9 protein-coding genes are annotated in these 13705 nt (G+C 46.7%); 6 read left to right on the forward strand and 3 right to left on the reverse strand.

Translation table 11 applies throughout. From position 1 onward, the window contains the following. The first annotated feature begins 357 nt into the window (after positions 1 to 357). The 5 genes from ACH3Y6_RS03450 (at position 358) to ACH3Y6_RS03470 (ending at position 9558) form a co-directional block, all read left to right on the forward strand. Positions 358 to 3294, forward strand: a complete 2937-nt coding sequence (locus tag ACH3Y6_RS03450) for a PAS domain S-box protein (RefSeq protein WP_490834178.1) — start codon at positions 358 to 360, stop codon at positions 3292 to 3294. A gap of 127 nt (positions 3295 to 3421) precedes the next feature. Continuing rightward, positions 3422 to 3748 (forward strand): hypothetical protein, encoded by a 327-nt coding sequence (locus tag ACH3Y6_RS03455; protein ID WP_490834179.1) that lies wholly within the window; start codon positions 3422 to 3424, stop codon positions 3746 to 3748. 75 nt (positions 3749 to 3823) lie between these two features. Next, positions 3824 to 4954, forward strand: a complete 1131-nt coding sequence (locus tag ACH3Y6_RS03460; protein WP_490834180.1) for an efflux RND transporter periplasmic adaptor subunit — start codon at positions 3824 to 3826, stop codon at positions 4952 to 4954. Between the two features lie 8 nt (positions 4955 to 4962). Continuing rightward, entirely contained in the window at positions 4963 to 8121 is a 3159-nt protein-coding gene (locus ACH3Y6_RS03465) for an efflux RND transporter permease subunit (protein ID WP_490834181.1), read from the forward strand. A 6-nt stretch (positions 8122 to 8127) separates the two neighbouring features. Continuing rightward, positions 8128 to 9558, forward strand: a complete 1431-nt coding sequence (locus ACH3Y6_RS03470) for an efflux transporter outer membrane subunit (RefSeq protein ID WP_490834182.1) — start codon at positions 8128 to 8130, stop codon at positions 9556 to 9558. Positions 9559 to 9604: 46 nt separating this feature from the next. Here the strand turns inward: ACH3Y6_RS03470 and ACH3Y6_RS03475 are convergent, their stop codons facing one another. The 3 genes from ACH3Y6_RS03475 to ACH3Y6_RS03485 all read right to left on the reverse strand — a co-directional run bounded on the left by ACH3Y6_RS03475 (position 9605) and on the right by ACH3Y6_RS03485 (position 12978). After that, positions 9605 to 10348, reverse strand: coding sequence for a hypothetical protein (locus ACH3Y6_RS03475; RefSeq protein WP_490834183.1), 744 nt, complete (start codon positions 10346 to 10348; stop codon positions 9605 to 9607). Positions 10349 to 10605: 257 nt separating this feature from the next. Next, positions 10606 to 11958, reverse strand: a complete 1353-nt coding sequence (locus tag ACH3Y6_RS03480; RefSeq protein WP_490834184.1) for a hypothetical protein — start codon at positions 11956 to 11958, stop codon at positions 10606 to 10608. A gap of 429 nt (positions 11959 to 12387) precedes the next feature. Then, on the reverse strand, positions 12388 to 12978 hold the full coding sequence (locus ACH3Y6_RS03485; RefSeq protein ID WP_490834185.1) for a PhnA domain-containing protein: 591 nt from the start codon (positions 12976 to 12978) through the stop codon (positions 12388 to 12390). A 267-nt stretch (positions 12979 to 13245) separates the two neighbouring features. Here ACH3Y6_RS03485 and ACH3Y6_RS03490 point away from each other — a divergent pair, with 267 nt between their 5' ends. Next, complete coding sequence (locus ACH3Y6_RS03490; protein WP_490834186.1) at positions 13246 to 13701, forward strand: hypothetical protein; 456 nt, start codon at positions 13246 to 13248, stop codon at positions 13699 to 13701. Positions 13702 to 13705: the final 4 nt, after the last annotated feature.

Raw genomic sequence — 13705 nt, forward strand, 5'->3', positions numbered from 1 at the left:
AACTTGACGATTTATGTTTCTTTATCGATTTTGTCTGTATTATATTTATTATGGTATTCTGGTCCGGGTCCACTCGAAAAATGACCGGATCTGAAAAAAGCAGGGTAATATGATGAAAATCATGGGCTTTTTCTGAAAGAAGGAATACATTGTGTTCTCAAAAAAACAGACAGTAGCCAAAAAATGCATTGGAGCAATAGCACTGTTGTCTGTTTCATTTGTGGTTTCTTTTTTAAAATACTATATCCACCGCGAATATCGCAACCACCCTCAATTATGTCTGATATCCATTATTACAGCATGCTGTGATCCGGCTTTCCGTGGGTCTGTGCCTGCTGTTCACAGACATTGTTTGATATGAAAAATCGTCGGCTACAAGTATTCCTTTATACGTTCATCATCATTTGCATCATTGCGTTGCTGTCGTTATATGGGGTAGAGTATCAACGACTCTCAAGAAGCAAGGGTTCCAACAGCGCACAGAAAAAGGCAATTGCGATCATTGATCATCTGAATCTTTTCAGAACCTCTCTCAATGAAATAGAATACCATGTCAACACTTTCCTGATCTCGCACAATACCGGTAACCTGAATGATATACGATACCTCCAAAATCAGGCAAAGTCCAATATTGATACCCTGAAACAACTGTGCATTGATGGACTTGTTAACTGCAGTGATATAATCCATCTTGATTCCCTGTTCCAGGGAAGCCAACTATACCTGACATCAACAATAGAGCTGCTGGTCAATGAAAGAATGAGCGATCCTGAATTGCTGGCAAATAATATTCAGTATAACCTGTTACGGTTGCAGATGATCAGGGAATACGATCGACTGGTGAAGCGGGCTAATATTGTTTTACAGCAAACGCATGATGCTTATGACAAAGAATCCACCGATCGGTACGGTTTACTAGGTATGTTTGTGTTCACCACACTGCTCATACTGGGGTTTATCATCTGGCGATTTGTTGTTCAGTTATCGGTTAAAGACAGAGAGATTCGCAGACACAGGTTATTCGAAGAGTCCAGTGACGGAATGCTGGTAACCAATTCACATTTTGAAATCACCTATACTAATAAAGCGATCGATAAGCTGCTGGGTTTACATGGGCAGAATATCATCGGCGGTAATATTTTCGATTTTATCAGTGATGATACGGTACCGCAAAATATTACCCTGCGGCAGACAGTTGAGAAGAGTATCAACCACAATGGTACCAACTCATTCGACTTTTATCATGTGAATGTAGACAGATGGTTCCGGGTAAGCATACTGCCCTCTGCCAACGATTTTACCTTTTTCCTGAAAGATATTTCAGCGATCAAACAGGCTGAATTGGAAATTCATAAGTCCAGAAGGTTATATGCGTTTATTGGTGACTGTAACGATCTGATTCTGCATGCTAAAGATGGTGATGAAATCTATCGGGAGATATGTAAAATAGCCGTGAATTCCGGCGATTTTCTTTTTGCCTGGATCGGCATACCCAATGAAGAAACCGGTTTTATAGAACCGCGTTACCAGTACCGGGAAGAGGAAGACTATGTACGTGATATCAAAGTGTCAACCCAGGATGACGCTTACGGACAGGGACCTACCGGAAGGGCATACCGGACCGGCAGGTATTATTACTGCAATGATATTTCCAACGACCCGGTTATGCATGTTTGGGCACCCAGGGCATTATTAAAGGGTTTCCAGTCTTCCATAGCCCTTCCGGTGACCGTGGAGGGCAAAGTGGTCAGTTTGTTTACCATGTATGCGCCAAGGACTTTCTTCTTTACAGAGGAAGAAATCGAATTGCTGATCCGGGTAACAGATAATATCAGTTATGCCCTAACTGCTATTGCCAGCAACAATAAACGAAGAGATGTAGAAAAAGAGTTATTGAAAGTGACCATGGCCATTGAGCAAAGTTCTGCTTCGGTGGTGATCACCAATATCAAGGGGGATATTGAATATGTAAACCCTGCATTTACCCGCCTAACCGGGTATACCCAGGAGGAAGTGATTGGTAAGAACCCAAGGGTATTAAAAACGGGCTATACCACGCAGACCGAGTACGAGAACCTATGGGAGGATATCACGAATTTCAAAGAATGGCAGGGTGAGTTCCTGAACAAAAAGAAAAATGGAGAAACCTATTGGGAACATGCCATCATATCGCCGATACTGGATGAGCACAATGAGATCACCCATTTTGTAGCGGTAAAAGAAAATATCACGGAAAGAAAAAAGATAGAACAGAAACAGAAACAGCTGATCGACATATTTGAAAATACCAATGCTTATGTAGCTACCTGTGATATGGACAGGAACTTCCTGTATATGAATCATTCCATGCGCCAGGTGCTGGAAATAGGTGCCGGGGAAGATATTACCGGATATAATGTAAGCCAATTCAGGGGTGAGGGGGGTATAAAGGTTATGGCAGATGCTGAAAAAACGTTGAAGGAAACTGGTAAATGGATTGGTGAGAACAACTATAAAGCCAAATCGGGTAAGAACATACCAGTCATGCAGGTGATTGTATTACATAAGGATGAGAATGGCCAGAACGTCCAGCTTTCTACCACGGCCATTGACCTTACACGTATGAAAGAGACCGAACAGGACCTGTTGCGCCTGAACCAGGAATTGCGTGAATTCTCGCGGCACCTGCAGTCTGTCCGCGAAGTAGAAAAGAGCAAGATCCTGGGTGAGGTTCACGACGAACTGGGCCAGGGCCTGGCTGCTTTGATGATTGATGTGTCCTGGATCAAAAAGCACCTGGGTGATGATACGGAACTGGTATCTAAAAAGATAGATAACCTGCTGGATGCGATCTCTGCTAACCTGGATTCCTTCTCCCGTATTTACAGTGCCATGAACCCCTCAATGCTGAATGAGCTGGGTTTGCATGCTTCTGTTGAGTACCTGGTACATTCTTTTACCAAATCAAGTGGTATACCTGTAAAACTGGTCTCCAACACGGAGAATGAAAAGATCCATCCGAATCAAAGCCTGGCCCTGTACCGTATTGTGCAGGAAGCACTGGCCAATGTAAAACAACATGCCAAAGCCAGCTTAGCCACCGTTAGCCTGATCAGGCAGGATGGCACCCTGGAACTGCAGATAGAAGATGATGGCGTAGGATTTACTCCCCTCGACGACGTAGATAGCAAACAGCATTACGGTATCCTGGAAATACGGGAAAGGGTGTATGCGATGAATGGGGCATTCCATATTTCATCTGCCCCGGGTAAGGGCACAACCCTCACTATCCAGGTTCCCTTAGAGAAACGTTAATTTATTGGCAGAAAACCTTTTGTAGCTTCACCTGTTTTATAAACGGGATACCAACCTCTGTCATTTAGCGGTCAATAATCAAACAAAGCCCCCATTTTCAGTGTTTTTTAATATAATTTCGCGCGCAATGGGGAAAATAACCGCCTTTTTACTGCTGTTGATGTTTATCATACAGTCTCCCGTATTTGCCTGTGCCCTGCAGGTAAAGGTGGATCAGGCTGCCCTGTTATTTGCCGATACCGGCAGCGGACAGCAGGATACAGACCAGGACCAGGACCTCGACCAGCACGGTCATTTCGATAATGATGAATCTGACGATTTCAAATTGCCGGTTTGCCGTATCGGATTGATGCTTCCCTATCAAAAGAACACCAAGAACCTGTCTGGACAGTACCTGTTGGCACGGGTTGCGCAACAGAACTTTTCCGTTAATACGCCTCCTCCTGAGTGCTAAGGAAAACCTTCGCTGATTTTTCTATTTACTAAGTCTATTCCTTATCGGCCCATATGGGCAAAAACAATTCTAGTTATGCATAGTCGTGTACTGTATGTATGGATCCTCATTTGTACGGGTGTATTCTTTATTTCCTGTGGTGCTAAAAAGGAGACCAGCCAGGCAACCCCGGAAACTTTCCAGGTATTTCAACCCATTGTTATTGACACATCATACGAAAAATCGTATGTGGCAGATATCCATTCTATGCAAAACGTAGAAATACGGGCCCGTGTAAAAGGATTTATCGAGAAGATACTGGTGGATGAGGGTAAACCCGTAAAAGCGGGCCAGACCTTATTCGTTTTTAACAACCTCATGCTCAAAGAAGAACTGCTGAAGGCCAATGCGCACTTGAAAAATGCCGTAGCGGAACTGAAAGTGGCTGAAGTGGAGCTGAAGAACGTGAGGAACCTGGTAGAGAAAAAAGTGGTTTCAGAAACGGAACTGGAAATGGCCAAAGCCAAAAAAGAAGCGATCGAAGCAAAGATCCTGGAAGCCAAAGCCGCTGTGTCCATTGCAGAACTGCACATCTCCTATTCGCAGATCAAAGCACCTTTTGACGGGGTGATCAACCGGATCCCTTATAAAGTAGGTAGCCTGGTAGATGAGGGCACCCTTCTGACCACCCTTTCTAACAACAAGGAAATGTTTGCCTATTTCAACATTTCAGAGAAAGAGTATCTCCGTTTCTCTAAGTCGAATGAGCTCACCAAACAAAATTCCATTTCGCTGCTGCTGGCCGATAATACACGCTTCAAATACAAAGGCCGCATTGAAACAGCCGAAACAGAGATTGATAAGAATACCGGAAACATTGCCATCCGCGCACGTTTTGCCAACCCCGAATACCTGCTCAAACATGGGGCTACCGGTAAGATCATACTCAATGGGGTATTGGACAATGCCCTTGTGATCCCGCAGAAATCAACGTTTGAAGTGCAGGACAGGGTGAATGTGTTTGTGGTCGACAGTAAAAATATTGTAAGAACAAGACCCGTGGAGATCCTGTGGCGGTTACCACACCTGTACGTGGTGGGTGCCGGCCTTGCCACTGGCGACAAAGTGATCTACGAAGGAGTGCAACTGGTGAAGGAGGGAGACAGCATCAATACCAAACCTGTTGATCTGCAAAGCCTGCTTCCACAACTCTTATCAACCCATTAATCCAACCCATGACATCTAATTTTATACGCCGACCGATCTTATCGATTGTTATTTCGTTACTGATCATGCTCATCGGGCTGATCTCACTCACGCAACTGCCGGTGACCCAGTTCCCGGATATCGCGCCACCCGAAGTGACCGTGACCACCAAGTATACCGGTGCCAATGCAGAAACCTGTGTAAAAGCCGTAGTAACCCCGCTGGAGCGTGCCATTAACGGTGTGCCCGGCATGTCTTATATGTCGTCTGTTTCCGGTAACGACGGATCCAGCGTCATCTCCATCATATTCAAATCGGGCGTGGACCCCGAAGTGGCATCGGTGAATGTGCAGAACCGGGTATCGTCCGTTGTGGATGAATTGCCGGAAGAAGTGATCAAAGCAGGTGTGATCGTGGAGAAAGTGCAGAACAGTATGCTGCTGTACCTGAACATTCTCAGTGAGGACAGTACCATGGATGAAAAGTTCCTGTACAACTTTACAGACATCAACTTATTACCCGAGTTAAAAAGGATCGAAGGTGTGGGTTTTGCCGATATCATGGGTTCCAGGGAATATTCCATGCGTATCTGGATGAATCCGGATAAGATGACCACGTACGATATTTCTACCGATGATGTGATCAGGGCACTGAAAGAGCAGAATGTGGAAGCCGCCCCGGGTAAGATCGGTGAAAGTTCCGGCAAAAGACCCGAGGCCCTGCAGTATGTGTTGAAGTACACAGGTAAGTTCAACACAGAGGAACAATATGAGAACATTGTATTGAAGAGTACGGTAGACGGGCAGATCATTTTGTTGAAAGATGTGGCCAATGTGGAATTCGGCTCACAGGAATATGATGTGATCTCCAAAGAGAACGGTAAACCTTCTGCGGCCATCCTGCTGAAACAAAGGCCAGGTAGTAATGCCAGCCAGGTGATCGCCAATATCAAGAGCCGGATGGAAGACCTGTCTGCCGGGTTCCCTTCCGGTATGACGTATACAATCAGTTACGACGTATCTGCTTTTCTGGACGCTTCGATCCATGAGGTAATCAAGACCCTGATCGAAGCCTTCCTGCTGGTGGCATTGGTGGTGTTTGTGTTTTTGCAGGATTTCCGGTCAACCATCATACCGGCCATTGCGGTACCGGTTTCATTGGTGGGAACCTTCTTTTTCATTAAGCTGTTCGGCTTCTCGATCAATATGATCACCCTGTTCGCGTTGGTATTGTCCATCGGTATCGTGGTGGATGATGCCATTGTGGTGATAGAAGCGGTGCACTCCATCATGGAAGAAACCAACCTGAGCCCGCGAAAAGCCACTGAAAAAGCCATGCGTGAAATCAGTGGTGCCATCATTGCCATTACCCTGGTGATGTCGGCGGTGTTCCTGCCGGTAGCTTTCCTCGAAGGTCCTACGGGCGTGTTCTATCGACAGTTCTCGCTGACCATGGCGGTATCTATTGTCTTATCGGGTATTGTGGCATTGACCCTGACACCCGCACTTTGTGCCGCCCTGCTAAAAAATAACCACCACGCGGGTGCTCATGCAAAAAAGAGCCTGTTCCAGGTCTTCTTCGATGCATTCAATAACCGATACAATGGTGTAGCCAATAAATACAAGAAACTGATCGAAGCCATTGCCAACCGGAGGGTGGTTACCTGGCTGATCATCCTGCTGTTCTGCGGATTGACCGGAATGGTGGGCAGGGTATTGCCCAGCGGTTTTATTCCTAACGAAGACCAGGCCACCATCTATGCTAACGTAACTGCTCCCTCCGGTGCTACGCTGGAGCGTACTGAACAAGTGGTGGATGAGATCCAGAAAGCTGCACAGGCATTGCCCGATGTGGCGTCGGTATCAACCCTGGCCGGTTATAGTGTATTGTCTGAAGGGGTGGGTGCCACATTCGGAATGAACCTGATCGGACTGAAAAAATGGGAAGACCGTGAACGGACCGACAAGGAAGTGATCGAACTGCTGAAAGATAAGACCCGTCACATCAAAGATGCCCGGATCGAATTCTTTACACCACCACCGGTACCGGGATACGGTAATTCAAGTGGTTTTGAACTGCGTTTGCTGGATAAGACCGGCAAGGGCGATCTGAAGAAACTGGAATCCGTTGCCAATGATTTTGTACGCGAACTGAAAAAACACCCGGCCATCGGAAATGCTTTCACCACTTTCGATGCCAGTTTCCCGCAGTACCTGGTCAGCATCGATAATATCAAAGCTGCGCAGAAAGGGGTGGTCCTGGCGGATGTGCTCAATACGCTGCAGGCGTTCATTGGTAGTGAATATGCCACCAACTTCATCCGCTTTGGTCAGCTGTACCGCGTAATGATCCAGTCATCGCCCGAATTCCGCTCCCGACCCGAAGACCTGATGCGTTTGTTTGTAAAGAACAAGATGGGTGAGATGGTGCCGGTGGCCGCTTTCCTGAAAATTGAAAAAGTATATGGTCCCGAACAGGTAACCCGTTATAATATGTATCCTTCGGCCATGGTGAACGGTGAACCCAAAGCGGGGTACAGCAGTGGTCAGGCCATTGAAGCCATCCGCGAAGTGGCCAAGACTAAACTGCCGGCTGGTTTCGGGTACGACTGGGCAGGCTCCTCACGTGACCAGGCCAATACGGGCGGCGAAGCGATATTGATCTTCATATTGAGCCTGTTGTTCGTGTACCTGCTGCTCTCGGCCCAGTACGAAAGTTTCCTGTTGCCCATGCCGGTGATCCTGTCGCTGCCAACCGGTGTGTTCGGTGCATTTTTCCTGCTGTGGGTATTGGGACTGGAGAACAATATCTATGCGCAGGTAGCCATGATCATGCTGATCGGTCTGTTAGGTAAGAATGCGATCCTGATCGTAGAATTCGCTTCCATGAAACACAGGGAAGGTAAAACACCGTTACAGGCAGCCATTGAAGGGGCCGCCTCAAGGTTGCGTCCCATCCTGATGACCTCATTTGCATTCGTTGCCGGACTGATACCCCTGATCTTCGCCAGTGGCGCGGGTGCCATCGGTAATAAGACCATCGGTACTGCTGCGGCAGGAGGTATGTTGTTCGGAACCCTTTTTGGTGTGATCGTGATACCCGGTATCTATGTGATCTTCTCCAAGATCACGGATTCGATGCGGAAATCGAAGAACAAAGAGGAAAAACCATTTACAGAGACAATTTAATCAAACATGAAAAGAAATTATTTAGGCGGGATAGTGGTGCTGGTCACCGGTTTATGGGTCAGCTCCTGCAGCGTACCGGCAGTGGTGACCCAGAAGAACGGATTGAGTTTGCCGGCAGCCTATCCCGGATCAACAACGGATACCGCAGCGGTTACCTTGCATAACTGGAAATCATTCTTTACGGATACCAGCCTGCTGTCACTGATCAGTACCGGGCTCGAATACAACCACGACCTCCAGGCTGCCATGCAGCGAATCCAGTCGGCGCAGGCAGAAGTATTGCTGCAGAAAGGCTTATTAGCACCCACCGTAAGCGCCAGTGTGGTGAGCAGTCTGAAAAAATTCGGCTTGTATACCATGGATGGTGCCGGTAATATTGTTACAGAGATGACGCCCGGAAAACTCATCCCCATTAACCTGCCCGATTATTTTTTGGGTGTACAGACCAGTTGGGAAGTGGATGTATGGGGCAAACTCAAAAACAAGAAGAAAGCAGCGCTGGCCCGATACCTTGCCAGTGTAGAGGGTAAGAACCTGCTCACTACGCAGATCGTATCAGCTATCGCTGCCAGTTATTATGAGCTGATGGCCATCGATCATACATTGAAAATCATTGATGAAACGACCCTCATCCAGGAAAGGGCGTATGAGCTGGTAAAAGTGCAGAAAGAGTCTGCTGCATCCACTGAACTGGCGGTGAAACAATTCGAGTCCCGTTTGCTGAACCTTCGGGCATTTCATTGGGATCTGCTGCAGCAGGCGAAACAGGTAGAAAGTGCCATTCATATCCTCACAGGTAAAATGCCTGCACCAATACAACGGGAACAGCATTTTTTTGAAGCAGCATTTCCAGCACTGATAAAAACAGGGGTTCCTTCGGCACTGTTGCAGAACAGGCCCGACATACGCCAGGCCGAATGGAATGTACTTGCCAGCAATGCCGAACTGCAGTCGGCCCGCGCAGCGTTCTATCCATCATTCAACATCACCGGTTCCCTGGGTTTCCAGGCATTTAAACCGGATCTGTTGATACGTACGCCAGAGTCTGTTGCCTACGGACTGCTGGGCGGACTGACCACACCGATCATTAACCGAACGGCGCTGAAAGCCAATTTCCAGAGAGCCAATGCCGGACAGATAGAGGCATTTTACCAATACCAGAAAGCTATCTTAACGGGTTACGTGGAAGTGCATAATGAACTGTTGCGTGTAAAGAACCTGGAACGGGTGTTTGACCTGAAGAACAAAGAAGCAGCATCGTTGTCGCAGTCGATCGATATCGCAGAAACCCTGTTCAAAGCCGGCCGTGCCAGTTACCTGGAAGTGCTGCTGACACAGCAAAATGCTTTGCAGGCAAAACTGGAACTGGTGGATACGCGCAAAAAACAATTCCTCACAACCGTAAATCTATACAAGGCATTAGGAGGTGGCTGGTAATAATTGCCAGCCATTGCCTTTTACAATCGTGTTTTTTAGGCAGGGTTTATGCGGTTGCAACAGCACCTGTAAGCCGCCTGGGGATACCATATAATGCCCAGGGAAAGATCAACAGGATAATCTGCAGGATCACCAATACCATGCCCTGTGAAATATGGAACAGTGAACCATGCCCGATGAGCAGGGATTCTGTGCTGTCATTATAAGAGATGATCACGCTTGCCATATATGCTATGAATAACATTGCCTGGGAAAAAACGAAGAGGTTCAACCAGATCACAGCATGGTGTTGCTGCCTGTTGGCGATGCTTAATTTGTGCTGGTGATGTTTGTAAATCAGTACGATGCAATAAGCTGCATACCCGATACCCATGAAGGAACGTAGCAGGAAACTGCTGTAAAAGGATATCACCGAATGAAAGTACTCGTTTTGGAAAATACTGTCAGGCACTTCCACGATGGTTCTGGCCAGTGCTTGTTTGGTGGCAAAATCTGTGAACAGCCAGGGGGTGATGAGCAAAAAATGTATCACAGCCGGTAAAAAATGGAGCCAATCCTTTTTATCAAGTTTTGTTTTGCCGGTCAGGGTTCCGCGTACGTAAAAGTATAGGATTGGACCTGGCAGCAGGAACAGGAAACTGGGATTGATGAATGCGATGGCGATCCAAAATACGCTACCACTGAAAACAATGGTATAATGCACCAGCACATACAGTGAAACAATAAAAAAGTAGATAGCCAGGTAGCGGTTCACTTTATTACCCGCTCTGCTGAATGCAAAGAGGATCATAGAAATCAACATTCCTAGCGCTGCCGCTAATAATAGCATAATGATAATAATTGGGGTTGGGGGTAATCAACAATTGGCTACAAGGGATAATTGAATTCTGCCTTAGCCGCTTACGCATTGTGTGCTGCGGCTTTTTTGTTTAGTGGTACACTTGTCAATTATGTTTTACATGATTTTATAGTGCTTCACTAATTTCAAGTAGTAAAAGTTCGACAAAATGCTGATTTTGGAAACCCCTCAATTAAGGGTATTGAGGATCAGGACAGGAATTTCTCTGCTTCCCTGATTTTTTCCTTACTGATCAGGTACTCGAAATACCGTTTGTCGGTCTCACTTCTGATACTCTGGATCAGAGGGGTATCTTGTTGGGATAAGTAACTGTATTTTTCGTTGCAACTGTTAATGATGTCGCTTCTTACTTTTTTCTGCATCCCGGTGTTCTTGTCCTTGATACCTAATACATAATTAATATCTGTAATGGAAGCAGTCCTGTTGTCCCTGCTCCGTTCCAGCAGCAGATTGATCAGGCTCAGTTCTGTTTCGGTGAAGTTGACCAGGTATTTTTTGGCCACCTGGTCCGTTTCGGGAGTATGAGACTTTTTTCGCCATACCAGGTACCAGGTCAGAAGCAAAGCCAGAGCCGGCAGTAGTGCGATCAGGCTTAAGGAAAGGTAGTTGGTGGATGTATTCCATACGGGATGGCCGGTAGCCACAAAATCTTTCGGATTGATGCTGACGGAATCATACCGCCAGTTCTGGGTATTGAGCAGGTACAGTTTCTGCTGATCATAATAATGCAGGTAATGGCTATCCACCCTGAGTAATGTCTGCGCCAATGAACTGTTGTCGAAAACAAGGATCTGGTTATGGATGAAATCGACCCAATAAACCAGGCCATTGAATGGAACCAGGTATCCATTGTCTGTTGTAAGCCTGCCGGCATGTGCCACTGCCGTTATATCCCTGAATTTCAACCCAGTTTCTCCCAGTACTTCCCAGTTATGTGTCTTCAGGTCAAGCCGGTAGGTCTTATGGGTAATGGATATTGGGTTCTCATCTTGTTTGATACCTGAATTGAGCTCCTGCTCATACGGCACTAGCAGCGTGGAACTGCCTGCGTGAAACCAGGATAAAAATGGGTTCCCGGGAGGGTGAACTTCCGTATCCACAGGTTCCACATCCCATTCACGGTCGGTGAAATTAAACTTGCGTAAGGTGCCATTCGATTTCCAGAATCCATATCCCCCTAGGTTATACAGGTTCTCTCCGTTGGTGAATACCACTGCATCAATATTATAGTTGATATTCTCCGTTCTGTCGATACGCTGGAACAGCAATACGGAATCCTTTTCCTGCTTCAGCTGGTAAAGCCAACCCGTTCCGGCAAAATAGAGGTACAGCTGTTTGGGTGTTTTGATCAGGATCTGTCCCTTGGCCTGTAATCTTTTCGACTCAGGCAGGGTAATGCTGTTGGCAGCTGTTTGTATGGGCGCCAGGTAGCCTTTTCTTGACAGCATCTGTGTAAAAAAAGGAGATGTTTTGATGGTCAGCACACTATCCACTTCCTGGCTGAACCCGTTTTTCGGATAAGCCAGGAACAGTAGCCCCATACTGATGTATAGCCATAGCGTAAGCCCTTTTGGGATGGCTGAAAAAGAAAGTAACCTATATCGTTGTTTTTCCCGCAGCATAAAAAATAGGAAATAACCTGTAAGGATACCAGTAAGTTAACCTATTCAGCTTATGCGGGCCATGGTCAGGTTAGATTTGCAGGGTAATTGATACAAAATGATGAAAACCTGCGGGATTCCGGTAAAATGGGTATCACAGGACATCGTTGGTCAGGGCCTGGTGCCTGATCCATAAACTGATTTTCTGCCGCTGAGGGTGTATTGTTTGGGGGAATGATATTGCCTGAAGCGGCAGAAGTTTTTATCGGCAGCTATGGGATCCCTATTCCATGGCCTGCCAAACAAAAGCCGGCAACTGATCAGTTGCCGGCTTTACTATTTGGTTGCCGATCCGTTATTGCCGATCGGTTATGCGTTATTTCCTTGTTTTCTTACGTATTTGGTCAGGATCACGATGGTCTGCCCTTCAATTTTTCCCTCGATCTGTTCCGTATTATCCGGAACCAGGCGGATATTTTTTACCACGGTTCCCATTTTGGCATTCAGGGTAGAGCCTTTTACATCCAGCGATTTGGTCAGTACCACGGTATCTCCCTGCTGCAGTATGGCGCCATTTACGTCTTTGTGTAGGTCTACGCTGCCGTCACTCTCATGATCGCCGGTAGCTTTGGCCCATGCAAGCCGCTCATCGTCCAGGAATAACATGTCCAGCTGATCGGTGGCCCAGCTTTCGGTACGCAAACGGTTCAACATACGCCAGGCCACCACCTGTACACCGGGTACTTCACTCCACATAGAATTGGTTAGGCATTTCCAATGCTCCTGGTCCAGTTCGGCTTTTTTATCGATCTGGTCGCGACATACTTTACAGGCAATGATGCAGTTTTCGGTGCGAGGTTGATCCTGTGGCTGCACTTCGTAAACCTGGATATCATCGGTTGATCCGCAGAGTTCACATTTGTTCTCACTTCTGTCAAGTAGGGTCGCGTCAAGTTTCATCTTGTATGAATTTGGGCCGCAAGGTAAAAAAACTATTGGCAGAACCCCGTAGTTTTTACAAAATGGCCGTTCATTGAACATTCTAATGCCTTTATTATCGGCATTGGTTAGATGAGATTCGGATGCTGCGGAAGGTAACAGGGCTGCCGGGTATCCGATCAGGCCGGAACCCTGAAATACTTACGGAGTAAGGGATTGGGGATGATAAAAGTCATATAAAATGGCCGGGAAGCGTGCTAACTTCATCCATCAATAAAACCTGATCCTATGGCAAAGAAATTAGTAAATACCATTCATTACGCCATCTGGGTAGATCATAAAAAAGCGATCCTCATCCATATCGACAGCAAGGGAGTGATGCAGGAGGAAGACCTGATCTCTGCATTCGACAGTCACCAGCGGTTCCGCGGGGAGACCACCAATAAGACCGGTATCCTGACCGCATCCCTGAATGTAAAGGAGAAAGAACAGAACCGGCAGCATGCGCAGATGCATCAGTTCTGTAAGAATATCATTGCCCGGGTGTCTCCAACAGCCGCATTCGTGTTACTGACCGGACCTGCAGAGGCCAAGTATGACCTGCACCGTGAGTTCAGCCGGAAACGTTCATTTGCGCAGGTACCCATGGAAGTGAAGACCACCGGTAAAATGAAAGCGGAAGCGCTTGCCGTATTACTCAAAGCAAGACTGGCAGAAAAAGCAAGGATACATTTTACAGAATAAGGAA

This window comes from Sediminibacterium sp. FW305-C-269 (assembly GCF_058231045.1).

Coding starts and splice junctions, on each gene's coding strand:
- ACH3Y6_RS03490 (WP_490834186.1), top strand. CDS start 13,246: ATGGCAAAGAAATTAGTAAATACCATTCATTACGCCATCTGGGTAGAT.
- ACH3Y6_RS03485 (WP_490834185.1), bottom strand. CDS start 12,978: ATGAAACTTGACGCGACCCTACTTGACAGAAGTGAGAACAAATGTGAA.
- ACH3Y6_RS03450 (WP_490834178.1), top strand. CDS start 358: ATGAAAAATCGTCGGCTACAAGTATTCCTTTATACGTTCATCATCATT.
- ACH3Y6_RS03470 (WP_490834182.1), top strand. CDS start 8,128: ATGAAAAGAAATTATTTAGGCGGGATAGTGGTGCTGGTCACCGGTTTA.
- ACH3Y6_RS03475 (WP_490834183.1), bottom strand. CDS start 10,348: ATGATCCTCTTTGCATTCAGCAGAGCGGGTAATAAAGTGAACCGCTAC.
- ACH3Y6_RS03480 (WP_490834184.1), bottom strand. CDS start 11,958: ATGGGGCTACTGTTCCTGGCTTATCCGAAAAACGGGTTCAGCCAGGAA.
- ACH3Y6_RS03460 (WP_490834180.1), top strand. CDS start 3,824: ATGCATAGTCGTGTACTGTATGTATGGATCCTCATTTGTACGGGTGTA.
- ACH3Y6_RS03465 (WP_490834181.1), top strand. CDS start 4,963: ATGACATCTAATTTTATACGCCGACCGATCTTATCGATTGTTATTTCG.
- ACH3Y6_RS03455 (WP_490834179.1), top strand. CDS start 3,422: ATGGGGAAAATAACCGCCTTTTTACTGCTGTTGATGTTTATCATACAG.